1 protein-coding gene is annotated in these 1,191 nt (G+C 59.4%); it reads left to right on the forward strand.

Going from position 1 to position 1,191, the window contains the following annotated elements:
• Nucleotides 1-77 precede the first annotated feature (77 nt).
• Complete coding sequence (locus tag NKH02_RS34345) at nt 78-1,178, forward strand: IS4 family transposase (protein ID WP_352884266.1); 1,101 nt, start codon at nt 78-80, stop codon at nt 1,176-1,178.
• Nucleotides 1,179-1,191 lie beyond the last annotated feature (13 nt).

The raw sequence follows: 1,191 nt of genomic DNA on the forward strand, positions 1-1,191 counted from the left end.
CACGGTACACGACAGTCAGGGTGAGAACGGGATGATGTGTTTGGATTGAAGATTCCTCAGCAAAAGGATCTTCGCCCATGACACTGATTCATTCCGCTCTCAGCGCGACGTTAGGTTGGCACTTCGCGCTGAGCAAGAGCCGGCTTATGACGCTTGTGGTGCTGATCGCCGGGCTTGCCCAGTCGCGCACTGTCAATCTATCGCATCTGGCCGTGCATCTGTCCGGTCCGGCCCTCTATGCCTCGAAGTATCGGCGGCTGCAGCGCTTCTTCCAGTTCGTCCGGCTCGACCAGGCCGTGGCTGCGCGGATGGTGGTGCACATGCTCAACCTGGAGCGACCAAAATATCTGGCGCTCGACCGCACCAATTGGAAGCTCGGATCGCGCGACATCAACATCCTGATGCTGGCGATCGTCACAAGGCGCTTCCGGGTGCCGCTGCTGTTTACCTTGCTGCCGCATCAGGGCAACTCCGACACGGGCCATCGCATCGCGCTGATGCGCCGCTATCTCAGCCTGTTTCCTGCTGCCTCCATCCGCTGCCTGCTCGCCGATCGTGAGTTCATCGGCGCTGAATGGATGGATTTCCTCAACGAAAACAATATCCCCTTTGCCATCCGCGTGAAGGTCGACATGACCGTCACCCTCGATGACGGCCACACATGGTCGCTGGCCACGCTCTTGCGGCGCAGGCGGGCCCGATGCGCGGCAATCATCTGCAAGGGGCGCATCAACGGCACGGCAGGTGCCACGCGCGAACCTGTCCGCCTTGTCGCGAAGCGCCTTGGCAACAATGAATGGCTGATCGTCGCCACCAATCGCCCCGATCCCAAGCAAGCCCTCAACGACTATCGAAAGAGATGGGGGATCGAATGCCTGTTCGGTGATACCAAGACACGGGGCCTCAATCTCGAAGACACCCACATTACCAATCCCGAGAAGCTAGAAAACCTCATCATCATCGCCATGCTCGCCATCACATGGGCCTACCGATGCGCCACCAGCACCATGGGCATGAAGGCCATCCCCCGCAAAAGCCATGGCCGTCGCCAAAAATCCTGGTTCCGCATCGGTCTCGACGCGCTCAGGGACTGGATCGTCAACAGCCCCAAAGCAGCAGCCAACGCATGGCTCGCAAAAGCACCCCGAAGATCGATGACGATCTCAAAACAGACCTGAGTCGTGTACCGTG

This window comes from Mesorhizobium sp. M1396, from assembly GCF_040317725.1.
GTDB lineage: Bacteria > Pseudomonadota > Alphaproteobacteria > Rhizobiales > Rhizobiaceae > Mesorhizobium.